This window comes from Micromonospora sp. MGP-C2 (genome assembly GCF_057766525.1).
This window is the reverse complement of sequence record NZ_JBYMEN010000002.1, coordinates 1,445,764-1,459,351: the sequence shown is the minus strand read 5'-3', so window position 1 is coordinate 1,459,351 and position 13,588 is coordinate 1,445,764. Positions and strand designations below refer to the sequence as shown.

The following is a 13,588-nucleotide window of genomic DNA, read 5'->3' as shown; positions in this document are numbered from 1 at the left end:
ATACCGGAGGTTAGGACCTCACCCGAGCTTGAGGTCAAGTCACCGCGCGGGGCGTTCCAGTTCGGCGCGGATCTGACCGAACACACCTCGCGGGTCATCGGCCTTCGCGAAATTCATGAAGGTCACCATGCCGATGGTGTGCTGATCACTCCAGCGCTGGTGGGCCTAGCGGCGAGCAGCTTCTTGAAGTTGCCCATGTTCTGCTCAGCTTGGCCGCGGATGACCCGATCCACGGATTCGGTCCAGGTGCCCAGGAGCTTGGCTGGCTTGTCGATGCGCATCGCCGCAGCGGGGGCCGACGACTGCGTGGCCGCTGCCGGCGCGGGAGTGTCGGACTGCCCCGAACACCCGGTCGTGAACAACAGGATCGCCGACGTCAGCGCACCGACGATGGTTGGGCCAACCGGCATCGTGCGCGTCATTGAGTCCCGTCCCCGTCTCGATTTCGCGCGAAAGATATCGCACGCCCGCTGCCACAAGACCCCGGCCCGAGCGCTGAACGACCGTGGGCAGGAGGGCGAGGCCGCGACTGTGCTGATCGGGACCGCGCTGAGCGACGGCGACCGTGCCTTCGGAGGCGGATCCGTCAGACGTGGACGGTAGGGCACCAGGACCGAGGGGAAATGCGGGCTGTCACTGCGCTGCCTTCGGAGCGCTTCCCACGATAGATAACTTAACAACGATTCTGCGCGATCGGTATCGGGCAGACGACCGACTGCGCAGGTCAGCGGCGGTGGCTAAGTTCGCCCAATGCCCACGAACATGATCAGTGCGAGTTCCGCTGGCACCTGGACCCTCGGCGACCTGACCGTCAACCGGATCGGATTCGGCGCGATGCGACTGACGGGCACCGGCAGCGCGGCGAGCGACCGCGCGCGGGCCATCGGAGTGCTGCGCCGGGCGGTCGAGCTCGGCGTGAACCACATCGACACGGCGGCGTTCTACTTCTCGCCGCTGCGGTCGGCCAACGAGTTGATCAATAGTGCGCTGTCACCGTACGCCGATGACCTGGTCATCACCACCAAGGTCGGGCCGGGCCGCGACCCCTCGGGGGAATGGCTGCCGTTGGCCCGGCCGGACCAGCTGCGCGGGCAGGTCGAGGAGAACCTGCGCCAACTCGGCCGCGACCATCTGGATGTCGTGAACCTGCGCCAGCACGGACTGGACTCGGTGGCGGAGCACTTCGGCGCGCTGGCCGAACTGCGCGAGGCCGGTCTCATCCGGCATCTCGGCCTGTCCAACATTCGCCCGCAGCACCTCGCGCAGGCGCAGGCGATCGCCCCGGTGGTCTGCGTGCAGAACACGTACGGTGTCGACACCCGACGCATGCACGACCAGTTCGTGCGTACCTGCGGCGACCAGGGTGTCGCGTTCGTGCCGTTCTTCGCGATCGCTGGCGACGGACGTGAGGCCGGCGGCGTGGCCGCCAACGCGGCAGTTCAGGCCGTCGCGCGTACGCACGGCGCGACGCCGGCACAGGTGCGTATCGCGTGGACCCTCAGCCGCGGCCCGCACCTGCTGGCCATCCCCGGTACCGGCAACCCCGACCACCTGGTCGAGAACCTGGCCGCCGGGGCGCTGGTCCTGTCGCCGGACGATTTGGCCAGCCTCGAGTAGCGGCCCGGCAGGATGCGGCCCTGCCGCGAGCCCACGACCTCCGACGGAAGGTCCGTCCCTGTGCAGGCAGCGACAACGCCCATTCCCATTCCGCCGCCCGACAGCTCATGGCTCGTCGCCCGAGGACTCATCCCCGATCATGGCCCTCGGCGTGTCCTGGCCTTCGCGACCTTCGTCAACATGCTCGGAAGTGGCATCTTCATGGCCAGCGCCGTGCTCTTCTTCACCCGATCCGTCGGGCTTCCCCTTGCACAGGTCGCTCTGGGTATGGGCATCGCAGCGTTCGTCGGGATGCTCGCCGGGATTCCGGTGGGGCATCTCGCCGATCGGCGGGGGCCGCGCGAGATCTATCTGCTGACTCTGGTCATCCGTGCCGCCACCATGGCCGCCCTGGCCTTCGTGCACACGTTCTGGCTGTTCGTCGTCCTGGTCTGCCTGACCCAACTCGCCCACTCAGCCGGCGGGGCGTCTCGCGGTCCGCTGGTGCGGGGCTTCGGCGGCACGCACCTGGCCCGGTACCGGGCCTATCTGCGTTCGGTCGCCAACCTCGCCGGATGTTGTGGCGCCCTCGCAGCCGGCGCCGCGGTGCAACTGGACACCCGTGCGGCCTACCTGGCCCTGGTCGTCGGCAACGCCATCAGTTTCCTGGCGTGCGCCGCGATCATCACTCGGCTGCCCTCGTTGCCGCCCATTCCAGTGCCCCAGATGACCGGGCGCTGGATCGCACTGAAGGACAAGCCCTATCTGGCAGTCACCGCGCTGGACGCCATCCTGGGAATTCAGGGCCAGGTGCTGGTCTTCGCGCTGCCGGTGTGGATCGTCTCGCAGACCCACGCGCCGCGCTGGTTCGTCGGAGTGGCCGTGCTGGTCAACACCGCCCTCGTGGCGTCACTCCAGGTCAGAGCGAGCCGGGGGATCGACACCAGTCCAGCGGCCGGTCGGGCCATGCGCCGCTCCGGGGTGGCGTTCCTGATCGGAATGTCCCTGATCGCCGCCACGGCGGCGATGCCCGGCTGGCTCGCCGTTACGGTGATGACGCTGGGGGTCGCTGCGCACACCGTCGGCGAGCTGTGGCACGCGGCGGGCTCACTCGAGTTGCAGTTCCGGTTCGCACCTGCGCACGCGCAGGGGCAGTACACGGGAATCTCCGGGCTCGGCACGGGCCTGGCCAACGTCGCCGCACCCTCCCTACTGGGCCTGCTCTGCATCGCCTGGGGTGCCCCCGGATGGCTGCTGATGGGTGGCATCTTCGTCGCGGTCGGGCTCGCCGCCCCGGCGGTCGTCCGGTGGGGCGAGCGAACGCGTCCGCACTCAGCGGAGGCCGTCTAGAGACCAGCGATCGTGGACGGCAGCAGCGCGGGTGGCGACCGTCGACGGCGGCGCAGAAGGGCCCGATGTTGGGCATCGGCGCGACCGACCACTCGTGGAGTCGTCCCGAGGGCATGCCTCGTCACCCGGACAGGAGTGATTGCTCTCTGCTGGTGGTGTCTATGTCCGCCGGTGGTAGTGGTTGCGGCGGGGGAGTTGGTCGGGGTCGAGCCAGGCGGGCGGTATGAATTCGGGGTGGTTGTCGTCGCCGAGTCGGACTGTCCAGTCGTTGTGGTGGAGGTGGCGGTGGTGGTGGCCGCAGAGTAGGACGGCGTTGGTGAGGTTGGTGGGGCCGCCGTCGGCCCAGTGGTGGATGTGGTGGGCGTCGCACCAGCGGGGTGGTCGGTCGCAGCCGGGGAAGGCGCAGCCGCGGTCGCGGAGCACGAGGGCGCGGCGTAGTGGGCCGGTGATGAGGCGGCGTTGTCGGCCGAGGTCGAGTGGTTGGCCGGTGCTGTTGAGGACGGCCGGGAGGATCGCGGCGTCGCAGGCGAGTCGGCGCACTGTTTCCGGGGTGAGGTGCAGGCCGGTGTCGAGGGTGCCGTCGCCCAGTTGCCGGGTCAGCGTGTCGTAGTTGGTGGTGACGACGATCTGGGCGGGGTCGCCGCCGTGTTCGGGTAGCTCCCCGGTGCGCAGGCTGAGCCGGCAGAGGTCAGCGAGGGCGTCATGGCGGCGCTGCCCGGCGCAGCGCTGGTCGTCGGGGCCGGACGGGGCGGTCAGTGGATCGATCGCGGCGCGCAGCAGGCCGGCGGTTTCGCTGTCGAGGATGCCGGTGAGTCGGAGTCGGCCGTCGGTCAGCGTCGACATCGTGACGTGGCGATCGCGGCTCGTTCGGCGGGCGTCGGCGTCGAGTGCGGCGCGGGCGGCGGCGTCGGCGATGTCGGGGGCGACGTGGTCGAGGATGCGGGTGCTGAGCTTGCGCAGCAGGGTGGGGTCGAACTGCCCGGCCCAGTCGACCAGCACACCGACGGCCTTGTCGGCCACCTCCGGCCCAGCGACCGTCTGCACAGTGCTCACGGTGTCGGCGATGACCCGCACCTGCTCCACGCTGACCGCGCCGGCCGCCAGCGCGCCCCGCACGGCCGTCGGGGCCGCGTCGACGCACGCCGCGAGATCGACCAACCGACGGGCCGCGGGAACGGTCAACCGCAGTCGCTCGCGCAACCAGACCGCGGTGCTGGACGCGCCCTGCGCGACCGCAGTGCCCCGACCGTCCACCTCGCGCACCAACGCCAGCTTCACGGCGGCGAGACGCTGCTCCAGGCGGTGCGCGGCATCGAGCGCCACGACCAGCTCGTGCTCGGTGAGAGCCCAGGCGGCGTCGTCAACGCAGGCAGCGACCGCGTCGTCTGCCTGCGCCAACTCCTCGACCATGACCACACACTAGAACAGGTGTACGACAAATTTCAGTGGCAATGATCGATCGCTATGAGGCGGAGCCGAGAGGTTCCTGAGGGCCGCCGAAGGGCGTGGCCCAAGCGATGACGCGGTCGATGGAATCGAGGGTGAGGCCGATCGCCGGGTCGGTGGTGATCAGCAAAGTGGGGCTGGAACGCCTCGCGGCCCAGACGTGGGCTTCGGACGAGTGAAGGTCGTCAATCCATGTTGCGGGCCGTTGCTGGGCGTAGGCGCCAATGAGTGGGATTTTCTCGCTGGGGTGGAACGGTGTGCACGGCATGGTGACCACCGGCAGGGGAGTGATGTGCAGAAGCGGAGCGAGGAGTTGGTTTGCTTCATCGTTCCAGCTCGCCTCCATCACCCGCCCGGCGAGGACCGGTGCCGCCAGACGCGGACCACCGTCGCCACGCTCAACAGCAGGAGGCGGGAGGCGGCACTTGGCCAGCGGTGACGGTCACAGGCCGGCGTGCATGGTCAAGCTCTGCCGCAGGTGGAGTTTCGGCCTGGACCCGACGATCGAGCCGACGACCTCGCCCCCACGGAACACCAGCAGTGTCGGCAGGGACATGACTGCGTAGCGCCGTGTGGCCTGCGGGTTTTCGTCGGAGTTGAGCTTGGCGATGACCATCCGGTCGCCGAACTCCTGTGCCAGCTCGACGAGGCTCTTCTCGATCATCTTGCACGGCGGGCACCACTCCGCCCAGAAGTCGACCACGACGGGCCGGTCGCTGGCCAGCACCAGCTCGGCGAACGTGTCGTCGGTGACGGTGATCAGGGAGCTGACGCTCGTTTCCTGGGGCATGTTTTCTCCCGGTGCTCGATGGCGTGGGTGAGCTGGGTGTGCAACTGCTGACGGACCGCTCCGAGCCGATCGAGGTAGTCGTCGACCTCGGCGAGCTTGCGTCGCAGCACCAGCACGGAATCCGGACAGACGTCACCGGACGCGTTGCCCGCTCGCAGGCAGGCGACGAACGGTCGGACGTCGTCGAGGCCGAAGCCGACGTCGAGCAGCGCCCGGATCTCCCGGACGACCCGCAGCTCCGCCTCGTCGTAGACGCGGTAGCCGTTCGCTGAGCGCTGCGGGTGTACCAGCCCGTGGGCTTCGTAGTAGCGCAGGGTTCGGGTGCTCGTGCCGGCCCGTTCCGCCAGCTCGCCGATCAGCATCAGACCTCCTCGACCAGCCTGTCGCGACCAGGCTAAACCTTGTCGTCAGCGTCAAGGCAAGGCTGCTCCCGAACCCAGGCCCAGCCCCGAGCCCAGGCCCAGCCCCGAACCCAGGCCTAGGCCCACGCATGACTCAGGGCGCCGCGATGCGGCGCCCTGAGTCTCTGTGCGCTAGCCGATGCGGAACTGGTCGCCGTAGACGGCGAACACCAACGGCGTGTTCAGGTTGAAGTTGCCGTTGTTGAGGAACACCCGCTGGGCCGTGTCGACCCGGGACGTGTCCGAGTGGGCCGCTTCCTTCTTCATCTCGATGACCCGCTCGTCGAGGAAGGCGTTGAGCCAGGTCCGCTCGTCGCCGCCCTGCGCCGGGGGCTTCGCCCGAGCGAGGGCGCGGTTTCGGATCTGGCGCATCCCCTCGTACCCGTGCATGACCGCCGCGTCGTAGTAAACGAACTGACCGAGCGCCCGGACCTGGTCGTTCTTGCCGTCGCGTAGCGATGGGTTGAAGTAGACCCGGTCCCGCTCGGCCTCCTGTGCGGCCCGGAACACCGAGTCGTTGGCCGCGGTCCGCCAGTCGCGGGGGAAGTTGGGGTCCAGGCCCGAGTGCGAGGGGGTGCCGTTGACGGCGCGCAGCGCCGGGAGGTAGCCGGCCAGCACGTTGCCCGGCTTGGTGCGCGTGTACGCCTCGACCAGTTCGAGCATGTCGCCGGTGCCGGAGCAGAAGCCGATGATGCCGGCGGTGTAGCCGCGCCCGTCGCCGATGTCCTCGATGTAGGAGAACTGCGCGCGCCAGTCGAGCGAGGAGTTTTCCGCAGCCGAGACGAGCTGCATGGCGACGTCCTTCTTCCCCGGGTCGTCGAGGTTGGTCCCGGTCGGGGTGGTGGGCGTTGGGGTGCCGCCGCCGGGCAGGATCCACTGCTGGTTGGTGGTGCCGCCGCAGGTCCAGATCTGCAACCGGGCGCCGTTCGCGGTGCTCCGGTCGGTGACGTCGAGGCACTTGCCGGAGCCGGTGTTGACGAGTGTGCCGTTGCTGGCGGTCCACTTCTGCGCGCCGGTGCCGTTGCAGTCGTACAACTGGATCTTGGCGCCGTTGGCGGTCGACGCGGCGGTCACGTCGAGACACTTGCCGAGTGCCCGGATCGAGTTGTCGGTGTTGCCGACGGTCCACGTCTGGGCCGCGCTGCCGTTGCAGTCGTAGAGCTGGACCGCCGTGCCGTTGGCCGAGTTGGCGGCGGCCACGTCGACGCACTTCCCGCCGAGGCCGGTGATCGGGCCGGCGGTCGCGGCGCTGGCCGACGGCAGACCGTAACCGATCGCGGCGACGCCCATCAGCAGGGCGCCCACGACGTAGGCGGCTGTTCTCTTGTGAACCATGGTGTTCCTCGGGGAAGGGGCGGCGTGCCGCCGGCCGGTCGGTGGCCCGGCGCGGCGGTTCGGCCCCGGCGGGCACCGCGAGCATCAGGAAACTGTATTAACAGATATCAGTACGTCCGTACGTCGTCAATCGATGACCGCAGGCCGTGACGACGCATGTTCATCTCGTTCACAGGCACCCGAGAGCTCGATGCCCGGCCCGCCCAGTTGGATGTCGTCAGCAGTGCCGCCGCGCCGACCGAGGCCACGCCGACCGGCGCCGCGCTGCCGGCGGTCAAGGGCAAGCTGCGCGGGTACGGCACGGTGCGGCAGCTCAGTGAGGCCGCGGACCTGGTGGTACGGGGTGAGGTCGAGGCGACCGGGTTCCGGGTGGACGAGGTGCTGCGCGCGGCGAACGGATCGGCAGTCGGGGCCGGGACGCGGACGGCACCCACCGGGTGCCGTCCGCGTGCTCACTCTTCGCGGTAGGTAGCCAGATCGAAGTCGGCGTACGCACCGTCGCCGCCGAGGTCCTGCACCCACAGGCCCAGGAACGCCCCGGTGAAACCCCACGCCGCCGGCTCACCGTCGATGATCAGCGCGGCGTGCTCGTCGGACAGGATCGTCGCGTCCAGGTCGACCGGTAGCCGCTGCCAACCGGCGCCGAGGTCGTAGTCGAAACGCACCACCGGCCCGTCGAACACGGCCCGCAGGCCGACCCGGTCCACGCCGCTGGCGTCGACGGTAAGCTCGGGATGCGGGGTGCGCCGCCCGTTGTCGGAACTGAGCAGCTCCAGCACCGTCCGCCCGTCGTCGGCGCGGGTCAGGTAGAGGTGGTGCCAGTTGAGGGTGTTGTAGTAGGCGGTGATCCCGGCGAGCTGGCGGTGGTCGACCGGGTCGAACTCCAGCACGGTCTCCAGGGAGCAGTGCATCGCGCCGACGCGTCGCCCGACCAGGCTGGGGGCCTGTCGACCGACCGGTGACTGCCCGCCGTGGATGCGAAGGTGTGACGGGCGGCTGTGCAGGTCGACCCAGTCCGCGGTGGCCGGCCGGCGCAGCGTCGACCAGCACAGACCCAGCTCGGGGGCGTCGAAGTGGTCGGTGTCGGGCTCCGCCGGCCACGGGTGCGCGGGCAGGTCTGGTGCGACGACCTCGTCTGCCGGCACCCCTCCGGCGATCTGCGGCCAGCCGTCAGCCGGCCACTCGACCCGCTGGATCGCGGTCTCCCGGCCGAGCACACAACTGCCCAGCGGGGAGTAGGGGCGGCCCACCAGGTGGGCGAGGTACCACTCGCCGTCCTGCGTACGGACCAGGCTGCCGTGACCCGCCTTCTGCAACCGCAGTTCGGGGCGGCCGACGGAGGTGAGCAGCGGACCGTCCGGGTCCACCTCGTACGGCCCGAACAGCTCCCGGGACCGCGCCACGGTGACCTGGTGCTCCCAGCTGGTGCCGCCCTCGGCGGTGATCAGCCAGTACCAGCCGTCGTGCCGGTAGATGTGCGGGCCCTCGGTGACCCCGACCGGGGTGCCGGTGAACAGGATGCGCGGCCGGCCGACCAGACTGCGCGCGGCCCTGTCGTACTGCTGGATCTCGATGCCGCCGAAGCGGTCCCGACCGGGTCGCCAGTCCGCGCTCATGCTCAGCAGCCAACTGGTGCCGTCGTCGTCGTGGAACAGCGCGGCGTCGAAACCGCGTCCGTGCAGTTTCACCGGATCCGACCAGGGGCCGGTGATGTCCTCGGCGGTGACCAGGAAGTTCTGCGGGTCCCAGTAGCCGCTGGCAAAGCTGGCGACGTCGCTGTAGACGAGGTGGAACTGGCCGTCGTGGTACGTCAGGTCGGGTGCCCACACCCCGTTGGAGTCACCGCAGCCTCGCAGGTCGAGTAGGCGGCGGTCGGTGATGACCCCGCCCAGGGTGCGCCAGTTCACGAGATCACGCGAATGGTGCACACGCACGCCCGGATACCACTCGAACGTCGAGGTGGCCAGGTAGTAGTCGTCCCCGACGCGCAGGATCGACGGGTCCGGGTGGAACCCGGCGAGGACGGGATTGCGGATCGACCGGGTAGCGGTCGCCACGTTAGCGATGTCGGTCGACACGATGGCTCCTCTGGACGGGGGCTGTCTGGAACTTCCGGAAACTTGCGGTCCCGGATCACTGGAAGTCGTGACTACGCTAGCCGGTCTTTTCGCAATAGGACAGAGGTCTTGACCGTTGCGGAAACAGCTCGTAGCGTGCCCGCCATCGACCGGTAATACCGGCGAAGCTTTGAAAGTTCCGGAGATCCATAGGTTCCACCCCGCCGGCTCGGCCGGCGTCCGAGCACCCCGTGAGTCCCCGAAGGGATGGATCATGACCACACACCTTTCCCGCCGAACGCTGCTCGGCCTCGCCGGTGCCGGCGCCGGCGCCTACCTGCTGAGCGCCTGTAGCGGCGACGAGAAATCCAGCGACCCGAACGCCCCGCAGACCATCAACTGGTGGCACATCCAGAACACCGACCCGATGCTGCCGGTCTGGGCCGCGATGGCCAACGAGTACAAGACCGCGCACAGCAACGTCACGTTGACGATCCAGCCGCTGGAGAACGAAGCCTTCAAGGCCAAGCTCACCACCGCCACCCAGGCCGGCGACCCGCCGGACCTGTTCCAGTCCTGGGGTGGCGGCGTGCTCAAGCAGCAGGTGGACGCGGGTCTGGTCAAGGACCTCACCGACGACGTGAAGGATCTGGTCGGCGGCATCCTGCCCGCCGCCATGCAGCCCTACACGATCGACGGCAAGGTCTACGGCATCCCGTTCGACATCGGCATGGTCGGGTTCTGGTACAACAAGGACCTCTTCACCCGTGCCGGCATCACCGAGGCTCCCGCCACCTGGGCTGCCCTGCTCGACGCGGTCCGCAAGCTCAAGACCGCCGGCATCACCCCGGTCGCCCTGGCCGGCAAGGACAAGTGGCCGGCCCACTTCTACTGGTCCTACCTCGCCATGCGCATCGGCGGCGTGGGCGCGTTGCAGAAGGCCGTCGACGACAAGAACTTCGACACCCCTGACCTCGCCGCCGCCGGCGAGCGGCTCAAGGAGCTCGTCGACCTGCAGCCGTTCCAGAAGGGGTTCCTGGGCGCCGAGTTCGGCTCGCCCGACGGGCAGGCCGCCACGATGGGCAACGGCGGCGCGGCCATGGAGCTGATGGGGCAGTGGGCACCTGCGGTGCAGGCGTCCAGCTCCACCAGCAAGAAGGGCCTCGGCGACAAGCTTCGGCTTCTTCCCGTTCCCGGCCGTGGACGGCGGCAAGGGCTCCGCGACCGAGGTCTTCGGTGGCGGGAACGGTTTCGCCGTCGGCAAGGACGCGCCGGCCGCCACCATCGACTTCCTGAAGTTCCTGCTCAGCGCCGACAACCAGAAGCGGTCCGCGCAGACCGGCGCGGTGCTGCCCACGGTGAAGGACGCCACCTCGGCGATCAGCGACGCCAACAACAAGGTCGTCGCGGAGACCCTGGCCAAGAACACCGGCTTCCAGCTCTACCTCGACCAGGCGTACGCGCCCGCGCTCGGGCAGCAGATCAACGACAGCGTCGCCGAGATCATCGCCGGCAAGAAGTCGCCGGCGGCGATTCTCAAGGACATCACGCAGGTGGCAAAGACCGTCTGACCGTGATCCATCACCCATCCGTAGCCGGCCGTAGAACCCGAGTGGAGCAGGCATGACCAGGCCATCGACCGTGTCGGACACGAGGCGCGGCGACACGGCGACCGATCCGCCGGCACCGGGGCCGGGCACCGCGCGACAGCGCGGCCGCCAGCCCCGGCCGGGCCGGGGTGGCGTCCTCGCAGTGTTCCTGGCGCCTGCCCTGGCGCTGTTCCTGCTACTTGTCCTCACCCCCATCGTGGTGGCCGGCTACGCCAGCCTCTACAAGTGGAACGGCTTCGGGCTGCCGGAGAACTTCATCGGGCTGGACAACTACACCCGCGCCTTCGGCGACCCGACCTTCCGCGGCGACCTGCGGCGCGGCCTGGTGCTGGTGGTGCTGTCCCTGGTCGTGCAGCTGCCGGTGGCGCTGGCCCTGGCCATGCTCCTCAACCAGCCGATTCGCGGCCGGGCCATCTACCGGCTGATCTTCTTCGCCCCGTACGTGCTCTCCGAGGTCACCACGGCTGTCCTGTTCACCCTGGTGTTCTCACCGAACCGAGGTTTGGGCGAGGGTGTCTCCCGGTGGCTGGGCGCCGACGCGGGCGCGGTCTTCGCCGACCCGGACACCGTGCTGTTCGCCGTCTTCCTGGTGGTGTCCTGGAAGTACTTCGGCCTCTACATGATGCTCTTCCTGGCCGCCCGGCAGGGAATCCCCAAGGAGCTGTCCGAGGCCGCGGTCACCGACGGCGCCACCGCCTGGCAGGCGTTCCGGCACGTCACCCTGCCCCTGCTCGGCCCGACGATCCGGATCAGCGTGTTCCTGTCCGTCATCGGCACCATCCAGCTGTTCGACATGGTCTGGGTGCTCACCGGCGGTGGTCCGATCCACTCCTCGGAAACGCTGGCCGTCACGATGTACCAGTTCGGCTTCCGCCGCTTCGAGGTCGGCTACGCGAGCGCCATCAGCATCGTCATGTTCCTGCTGAGCCTCGTCTTCGCCCTGTTCTACCAACGCATCGTGCTGCGTCGTGACACCGCGGGCGCGATCACCAACCAGGGAGGCCAGCGATGACCGCCACGGCGAGCCGTGCCCAGCGGACCCGCAGCGTCGTGCTGCACCTCGTCTGCATCGCCGTCGGCGCGCTCATCGTCGTGCCGGTGTGGTTCGGTGTGCTCGGCGGCTTCAAGGACAACGGCCAGCTGTCCACCAACCCGCTGGGCTGGCCCGACCCCTGGGTGCCGAACTACATCGACATCCTGAGCAACGGCGTGTTCTGGCGGCAGCTCGGCAACAGTCTGCTCATCGCCGTGAGCAGCACCGTCATCGTCGTCGGCGCGGCGGCGATGGCCGCGTTCGTCTTCGCTCGCTACGCCTTCCGGGGCCGCGAGTTCCTGGTGACGCTGTTCGCGATCGGCCTGATGTTCCCGTTCGCGGTGGCCATCCTGCCGCTGTTCGTCCTGCTGCGGGGCATGAACCTGCTGGACAACCCGCTGGGTGTCATCCTGCCCCAGGCCGCCTTCGGGCTGCCGATCACCATCATCATCCTGCGGCAGTTCTTCCGCACCATCCCGGCCGAGGTCGAGGAGGCAGCCGTCCTCGACGGCTGCGGCTCGTTCGGGTTCTTCTGGCGGGTCCTGCTGCCGATGGCCCGTCCGGCCCTGGCCACCGTGTCGGTGCTGGCCATCGTGACCAGCTGGAACAACTTCATGCTCCCGCTGGTCGTCTTCAGCGACCAGAGCTGGTGGACCCTCCCCGTCGGGGTGCAGGCCTTCCAGGGCCAGTACGCCGACGACACCGCGCGGGTGCTCGCGTACGTCGTGCTGTCCATGCTGCCTGCCCTGGGCTTCTACGCCGTGGCCGAGCGTCAACTGATCGGCGGCCTGACCGGCAGCGTCAAGGGATGACATCGCGTCACCGCGAGCAGACCTGACGCTTCCAGCACGACGAAGGGGGGACCGTGGGTACGGAGAACGGCCGAAACGTCACCATCGCCATGATCGCGAGGTTGGCCGGTGTCTCCGTGCCCACGGTCTCCCGCGTCATCAACGGTCGCTCCGACGTCGCCCCCGACACCCGGGAGCGCGTCGAGGCGCTGCTCAACCGGCACGGCTACCGCCGCCGGTCACCGGCCCGGCGCACCGACGCCGCCCTCATCGACCTGGTCTTCAACGACCTGGACAGCCCGTGGGCCGTCGAGATCATCCGCGGGGTGGAGGACGTCGGTCAGACCAGCGGCGTCGGCACCGTCGTGTCGGCCATCCACTGGCGCATCTCCTCGGCCAAGCAGTGGCTCGACAACATGCGCACGCGTTCCACCGAGGGCATCATCTTCGTGACCTCGATGGTCAACCCGCCGTTGCAGGCCGAGCTGCGCCGCCTGCACCTGCCGGTGGTCATCATCGACCCCGCCGGTGTGGACCCTCAGGAGTCACCCACCATCGGCGCCACCAACTGGGCGGGCGCCCTGAGCGCCAACCAGTACCTGATCAACCTCGGCCACCGCCGCATCGGCTTCATCGCCGGCCCACCGCACCTGATGTGCAGCCGGGCCCGGATGGACGGCTACCGGGCCGCCCTCGGCGCCGCCGACATCCCCATCGACGACGCCCTCATCCGACCCGGCAACTTCTATCACGAGGCCGGGTTCAGCGCGGGCACACAGTTGCTGGCCCTGCCCGATCCGCCCACCGCCATCTTCGCCTCCAGCGACCAGATGGCCCTCGGCGTCTACGAGGCGGTCCGCAAGCGCGGCCTGCGGGTGCCCGACGACGTCAGCGTGGTCGGTTTCGACGACCTGCCGGAGGTCCGCTGGTGTTCACCGCCGCTGACCACCGTCCGTCAACCCCTCGCCGAGATGGGCATGCTGGCCGCGCGGACGGTGCTGCGCCTCGCGGGCGGCGAGAAGACCGAAAGCCCCCGGGTCGAGCTGGCCACCGAACTCATCGTGCGCGACAGTGCCGCACCGCCGCGAGGGCCGTCGTCGGGGCGGCCCCGGTCGTGACACCGTTCAGCGCCTCGCTGTAGATGTGGCCGTCGGGCCGCGTCGCGGATCCACACCACGC

General features: G+C 69.2%; 13 protein-coding genes. 7 read left to right on the top strand and 6 right to left on the bottom strand.

What is annotated here, in order from left to right:
• Positions 1 to 122: 122 nt before the first annotated feature.
• Positions 123 to 422, bottom strand: coding sequence for a hypothetical protein (locus AC3CF1_RS06355; RefSeq protein ID WP_488449804.1), 300 nt, complete (start codon positions 420 to 422; stop codon positions 123 to 125).
• A 328-nt stretch (positions 423 to 750) separates the two neighbouring features.
• Here AC3CF1_RS06355 and AC3CF1_RS06350 point away from each other — a divergent pair, with 328 nt between their 5' ends.
• Entirely contained in the window at positions 751 to 1,617 is an 867-nt protein-coding gene (locus AC3CF1_RS06350) for an oxidoreductase (RefSeq protein ID WP_488449803.1), read from the top strand.
• Positions 1,618 to 1,677: 60 nt separating this feature from the next.
• Positions 1,678 to 2,946, top strand: a complete 1,269-nt coding sequence (locus AC3CF1_RS06345) for an MFS transporter (RefSeq protein WP_354980809.1) — start codon at positions 1,678 to 1,680, stop codon at positions 2,944 to 2,946.
• 159 nt (positions 2,947 to 3,105) lie between these two features.
• Here the strand turns inward: AC3CF1_RS06345 and AC3CF1_RS06340 are convergent, their stop codons facing one another.
• The 4 genes from AC3CF1_RS06340 to AC3CF1_RS06325 all read right to left on the bottom strand — a co-directional run bounded on the left by AC3CF1_RS06340 (position 3,106) and on the right by AC3CF1_RS06325 (position 6,918).
• Positions 3,106 to 4,356, bottom strand: a complete 1,251-nt coding sequence (locus AC3CF1_RS06340; protein WP_488449802.1) for an HNH endonuclease signature motif containing protein — start codon at positions 4,354 to 4,356, stop codon at positions 3,106 to 3,108.
• Between the two features lie 478 nt (positions 4,357 to 4,834).
• Complete coding sequence (gene trxA, locus AC3CF1_RS06335; protein WP_488449801.1) at positions 4,835 to 5,182, bottom strand: thioredoxin; 348 nt, start codon at positions 5,180 to 5,182, stop codon at positions 4,835 to 4,837.
• Positions 5,152 to 5,544: a MerR family transcriptional regulator gene (locus tag AC3CF1_RS06330; protein ID WP_357999087.1), complete on the bottom strand. Its 393-nt coding sequence runs from the start codon at positions 5,542 to 5,544 to the stop codon at positions 5,152 to 5,154. The genes trxA and AC3CF1_RS06330 overlap by 31 nt, the downstream gene beginning before the upstream one ends.
• Before the next feature lie 171 nt (positions 5,545 to 5,715).
• Positions 5,716 to 6,918: a chitosanase gene (locus AC3CF1_RS06325; RefSeq protein WP_488449800.1), complete on the bottom strand. Its 1,203-nt coding sequence runs from the start codon at positions 6,916 to 6,918 to the stop codon at positions 5,716 to 5,718.
• A gap of 156 nt (positions 6,919 to 7,074) precedes the next feature.
• Between AC3CF1_RS06325 and AC3CF1_RS06320 the strand changes: the two genes are divergently transcribed.
• Positions 7,075 to 7,386 (top strand): hypothetical protein, encoded by a 312-nt coding sequence (locus AC3CF1_RS06320; RefSeq protein WP_488449799.1) that lies wholly within the window; start codon positions 7,075 to 7,077, stop codon positions 7,384 to 7,386.
• Here the strand turns inward: AC3CF1_RS06320 and AC3CF1_RS06315 are convergent.
• Positions 7,371 to 8,996, bottom strand: coding sequence for a glycoside hydrolase family 43 protein (locus AC3CF1_RS06315; RefSeq protein WP_330466571.1), 1,626 nt, complete (start codon positions 8,994 to 8,996; stop codon positions 7,371 to 7,373). The two genes, AC3CF1_RS06320 and AC3CF1_RS06315, sit on opposite strands and share 16 nt — an antisense overlap.
• 115 nt (positions 8,997 to 9,111) lie before the next feature.
• Here AC3CF1_RS06315 and AC3CF1_RS06310 point away from each other — a divergent pair, with 115 nt between their 5' ends.
• From AC3CF1_RS06310 to AC3CF1_RS06295, 4 genes are read left to right on the top strand one after another with little or no spacing between them, the layout of a single operon-like run.
• Positions 9,112 to 10,602 carry an ABC transporter substrate-binding protein gene (locus AC3CF1_RS06310; RefSeq protein WP_488449798.1) on the top strand — a complete coding sequence of 497 codons (1,491 nt, stop codon included), beginning with the start codon at positions 9,112 to 9,114 and terminating at the stop codon, positions 10,600 to 10,602.
• Positions 10,599 to 11,597 carry a carbohydrate ABC transporter permease gene (locus AC3CF1_RS06305; RefSeq protein WP_088948780.1) on the top strand — a complete coding sequence of 333 codons (999 nt, stop codon included), beginning with the start codon at positions 10,599 to 10,601 and terminating at the stop codon, positions 11,595 to 11,597. Before AC3CF1_RS06310 ends, AC3CF1_RS06305 begins: the two co-directional genes overlap by 4 nt.
• Complete coding sequence (locus AC3CF1_RS06300; RefSeq protein ID WP_088948779.1) at positions 11,594 to 12,430, top strand: carbohydrate ABC transporter permease; 837 nt, start codon at positions 11,594 to 11,596, stop codon at positions 12,428 to 12,430. Before AC3CF1_RS06305 ends, AC3CF1_RS06300 begins: the two co-directional genes overlap by 4 nt.
• Before the next feature lie 53 nt (positions 12,431 to 12,483).
• Positions 12,484 to 13,527 carry a LacI family DNA-binding transcriptional regulator gene (locus AC3CF1_RS06295; protein WP_355161234.1) on the top strand — a complete coding sequence of 348 codons (1,044 nt, stop codon included), beginning with the start codon at positions 12,484 to 12,486 and terminating at the stop codon, positions 13,525 to 13,527.
• Positions 13,528 to 13,588 lie beyond the last annotated feature (61 nt).

What these genes read in the sequence shown, in the direction of transcription:
- AC3CF1_RS06355 (WP_488449804.1), bottom strand. Translation starts at nt 422, where the DNA reads ATGACGCGCACGATGCCGGTTGGCCCAACCATCGTCGGTGCGCTGACG.
- AC3CF1_RS06350 (WP_488449803.1), top strand. Translation starts at nt 751, where the DNA reads ATGCCCACGAACATGATCAGTGCGAGTTCCGCTGGCACCTGGACCCTC.
- AC3CF1_RS06340 (WP_488449802.1), bottom strand. Translation starts at nt 4,356, where the DNA reads ATGGTCGAGGAGTTGGCGCAGGCAGACGACGCGGTCGCTGCCTGCGTT.
- trxA (WP_488449801.1), bottom strand. Translation starts at nt 5,182, where the DNA reads ATGCCCCAGGAAACGAGCGTCAGCTCCCTGATCACCGTCACCGACGAC.
- AC3CF1_RS06330 (WP_357999087.1), bottom strand. Translation starts at nt 5,544, where the DNA reads ATGCTGATCGGCGAGCTGGCGGAACGGGCCGGCACGAGCACCCGAACC.
- AC3CF1_RS06325 (WP_488449800.1), bottom strand. Translation starts at nt 6,918, where the DNA reads ATGGTTCACAAGAGAACAGCCGCCTACGTCGTGGGCGCCCTGCTGATG.
- AC3CF1_RS06320 (WP_488449799.1), top strand. Translation starts at nt 7,075, where the DNA reads ATGTTCATCTCGTTCACAGGCACCCGAGAGCTCGATGCCCGGCCCGCC.
- AC3CF1_RS06305 (WP_088948780.1), top strand. Translation starts at nt 10,599, where the DNA reads ATGACCAGGCCATCGACCGTGTCGGACACGAGGCGCGGCGACACGGCG.
- AC3CF1_RS06300 (WP_088948779.1), top strand. Translation starts at nt 11,594, where the DNA reads ATGACCGCCACGGCGAGCCGTGCCCAGCGGACCCGCAGCGTCGTGCTG.